At 60.6% G+C, this 3,825-nt stretch carries 5 protein-coding genes; 2 read left to right on the forward strand and 3 right to left on the reverse strand.

The genetic code is table 11. The features are described 5' to 3' along the window. Positions 1-327 (forward strand): transcription elongation factor GreA (gene greA / locus AC1DWI_RS16145; protein WP_477725208.1); only part of this gene is annotated, 327 nt, incomplete at its 5' end. A gap of 92 nt (positions 328-419) precedes the next feature. Beyond that, positions 420-857 carry a DUF4149 domain-containing protein gene (locus tag AC1DWI_RS16150; RefSeq protein WP_477725209.1) on the forward strand — a complete coding sequence of 146 codons (438 nt, stop codon included), beginning with the start codon at positions 420-422 and terminating at the stop codon, positions 855-857. A 77-nt stretch (positions 858-934) separates the two neighbouring features. On the opposite strand, the gene folD is transcribed toward AC1DWI_RS16150, so the two are convergent. The 3 genes from folD to AC1DWI_RS16165 form a co-directional block, all read right to left on the reverse strand. Continuing rightward, a complete protein-coding gene (folD, locus tag AC1DWI_RS16155) occupies positions 935-1,801 on the reverse strand; it encodes a bifunctional methylenetetrahydrofolate dehydrogenase/methenyltetrahydrofolate cyclohydrolase FolD (RefSeq protein ID WP_477725210.1) in 867 nt (288 codons plus the stop codon). Between the two features lie 83 nt (positions 1,802-1,884). Beyond that, complete coding sequence (locus AC1DWI_RS16160; protein WP_348047552.1) at positions 1,885-2,511, reverse strand: response regulator transcription factor; 627 nt, start codon at positions 2,509-2,511, stop codon at positions 1,885-1,887. A 49-nt stretch (positions 2,512-2,560) separates the two neighbouring features. Further along, the coding region (locus AC1DWI_RS16165; protein WP_477725211.1) for a PAS domain-containing sensor histidine kinase at positions 2,561-3,825 on the reverse strand (1,265 nt) is incomplete at its 5' end.

Below are 3,825 nucleotides of genomic sequence, written 5' to 3' on the forward strand. Positions count from 1 at the left end.
GCCAAAGACCGTCAGGGCTTCATCGAAGGCCGTATTCAGGAAATCGAAGGCAAGCTTTCCGCTGCCCAAATCATCGACCCGTCCGAACTGGACGCGGGCGGCAAGGTCGTGTTCGGTTCCACCATCGAACTGGAAGATGAAGATACCGGCGACAAGGTGACTTATCAGATCGTGGGTGAAGACGAGGCCGACATCAAGGCGGGCCGGGTCAACATCAGCTCGCCGATTGCACGTGCGCTGATCGGCAAAGACGAAGGCGATACAGCCGAAGTCCAGGCGCCAGGCGGTATCAAACGCTACGAAATCATCGCGGTGATGTACATCTAGAAAATGTGGCCCCCACGCTCACTCACTGTGTGTAGTTCTCTGCCCCCCGAGGGGGCTAATTTCCCCAGGGGCGGCCCATCGGAAAATTTCCAATGAAGCAACGCTTCAATGTGATGGTGGCGGCTCTCTGGTGGGGCAGCCTGACTGGTTTGGGATTCGTGGTGGTTCCCATGCTGTTCGCCAATCTCGGCACACCCGCTGTTGCCGGTGCCATGGCGGCCAAGCTCTTCACTGCGCAGACCTGGCTCAGCACGGGCTGCGCCATGCTGTTGCTTCTGGTTTTTAACAAAAAAGACGATACAGCCCTTGCGCAGCAAGCGCAAGCAGCTATCAAATTCATAGTGACTGGCTTGTTGCTGGCCTTKCTGGTGGAGTTCGGTATCGCGCCGCGCATCGTCAGTGCGCGTGCCGAAGGCGGCAACCTCAAGCTTTGGCATGGCCTGGGTACGGCGCTGTATGTTGTGCAGTGGCTGTGCGCCGGCCTGGCGCTGTGGCGCTTGAGTCGCTCGACGGTACCCGAAATCACCTGAATTTCCCCGGCAAGCAGGGGCCGCGGGACCGGCTCTGCCGGACCGCAGGCGCAGCGGCCCCCTCGGGGGGCAGGGAACTACACGGAGTGAGCGACCGTGGGGGCTCGTTCAGCCGCTTCSAGCGTATTGACCAGCAGCATGGTGATGGTCATGGGGCCGACACCGCCGGGYACCGGTGTGATGTAGCCCGCSACTTCCTTCACGCCSTCAAARTCCACGTCGCCGCARAGCTTGCCTTCRTCGTTGCGRTTCATGCCCACATCTATCACGACGGCGCCCGGTTTGACCATGTCGGCCGTCAGCACGYTGCGCTTGCCGACAGCTGCCACGATCACATCGGCCTGTAGCGTCATGGCCTTGAGGTCTTTGGTTGCGCTGTGACAGATGGTGACGGTGGCGTTCTTTTGCAGCAGCATCAGCGCCATCGGCTTGCCGACGATGTTGCTGCGGCCGATGACCACAGCATGCTTGCCTTTGAGGTCGTAGCCGATGCTTTCCAGCATCTTCATGCAGCCATAAGGCGTGCAGGGCCAGAAGCCCGGCTGGCCGACCATGAGCGCGCCGGCGCTGGCGACGTGAAACCCGTCAACGTCTTTCGCGGGCGAGATCGATTCGATGACTTTTTGCGCGTCGATATGGGCAGGCAGCGGAAGCTGCACCAGGATGCCGTGGATGGCCGGGTCATTGTTGAGCGCCTCTACCCGTGCCAGCAGATCTGCTTCGCTGAGGGTGGCAGGGTATTGCTCAAGCACCGAATGCAGCCCGTTGTCTTCGCAGGCCTTGACCTTGTTGCGCACATAGACCTGGCTGGCCGGGTTTTCACCCACCAGCACCACGGCCAGGCCCGGTGTGACGCCGCGTGCGCGCAGGGCGGCGGCGCGTTGGGCGACTTCAGCGCGCAGTTGTTTGGAGAGGGCGTTTCCGTCGATCAGCTGGGCAGTCATTTTTTATCGATTTTCAAGTAAAAACGCCCGCAAATCCAATCATCACGGGCGCAAGCAGCTATCAGAAAGATAGCGGAAGGAGGTCAGCCTTTGGGTGCGTTGGATCCCAAGGCTATTTTGAGCAGGTCGGCCACGGTATTGGCGTTGAGCTTTTCCATGATGTTGGCGCGGTGCGCCTCCACTGTCTTGATGCTGATGCCCAGGTCGTCGGCGATCTGCTTGTTGAGGCGGCCCGCCACRATGCGCTCAAGCACCTGGGCTTCGCGTGAGGTGAGCTTGGCGAGCAGGGCGTCGCGGCTGGCGGACTGCTGGTAGTCACTGAAGGCTTCTTTGGCCTGCTCTAGCATGCGCTCGACCAGGTTGACCAGGGCTTCTTCCTGGAAAGGCTTCTGGATGAAATCCATAGCGCCTTTTTTCATGGTGTTGACCGCCATGGGTACGTCGCCGTGGCCGGTGATGAACACGATGGGAAGCGGTGACTTGCGCTCGACCAGGCGGTCCTGCAATTCGAGACCCGTCATGCCGCCCATGCGGATGTCGACGATCAGGCAGGCGACTTCGCGCGGGTCGTAACGGGAGAGAAAGGTTTCGGCCGAGTCGTAGCAGCGGACGCGGTAGTCCTTGCCTTCGAGCAGCCACTGAAGGGAGTCGCGCACGCCCTCGTCATCATCAACGACGTAGACGGTACCTTTTTTGGGAATCAAGCTCATGCCAAACTTTCTTTCGTGAACTTCTCGGGAGACTGTTCTTGAAGGGGTTTCAATGAACGCCGGTATCCTTGGTTGCTATGGTATCGCTAGCAGGCGCCACCGGTGCCAGCAGGGGTGTCACGGGGATCCAGAAGGTAAACCGGCACCCCACCACTTCGTCCCCATTGTAGAGGTTCTGGGCCTCCATTCTTCCCTGGTGGGACTCGACAATACTGCGGCAGAGTTTGAGGCCTATGCCCATGCCCTCGGCCTTGGTCGAATAGAAGGCTTCATACAGCCGGCCCATGACTTCAGGCGACAGGCCACGCCCCGTATCGAGCACCGAAAACTCCACCACGGCCTGGTCTTCAATCTGCTTGGGCACCACGCGCAATTCGACGCTGCGCCGCGCTGTCGGCAGGTGCGCCTGTTCAATCGACTCAGCCGCGTTTTTCATCAGGTTGATGAGCACCTGCTCGATCAGGATGGGGTCCACCATGATGTCGGGCAGGCGGGCTGCGATGTAGTGGCTGAGCCGCACGTGATGGCGCCGCAGCTCGATGTCGGCCAGCTCCATCGCATTGCTCACGATGGTCGCCACGTCGGCGGAGCTGCGGTTGGGCTCACTGCGTTTGACGAAGGACCGTATGCGCTGGATGATCTGCCCGGCGCGGTGTGCCTGTTTGGCGGTTTTCTCCAGCGCCACCAGCAGGTCTTCGTTGCTGATYTGCTGGCCCTTGATGCGCGACACCATGCCGTTGCAATAATTGTTGATGGCCGTCAGCGGCTGGTTGAGTTCGTGCGCCACGCTGGAGGCCATTTCACCCATGGTGATCAGGCGGCTCGCAGTCTGGGCCCGCTCGTTCTGCTGGGCTGCCTGCTCTTCGGCATGGCGCCGCGGCGTGATGTCGGTAGCAATCACCATCTGGGCCAGACGGCCGTCCACCCAAGTGAGGTAACGCGAACGAACTTCCAGCCACTTGCTGAGTTCGGGCACAAAAATTTCGGCGTTTTCCGTCTGCGCCGCCGTCAGCGTGTCGGTAGGGAAGCCCGCCAGGCCATCGACCGCATCCAGCGCATCTTCGGTGGGTACGGCGGAGGGCACGCCCGCTTGTGCAATCAGGTTCAGATGGCCGGAGACTTCACCGCCAAACCACGAACGGTACAGCTTGTTGGCAAACAGCAGCTCTTCACTGCCCAGCGGCGCCACGGAGACGGCCGCGTCCAGCCCCTCAAGTACCGTGGTGAAACGTTCGTAAGAAGCTGTGAGTTCTTCGCGGATGCGTTTGGGCTCGGTGATGTCGGTCATGGACGTCATCCAGCCGGTTTGCTGGC

This window comes from Polaromonas sp. P3_C2 (assembly GCF_056402675.1).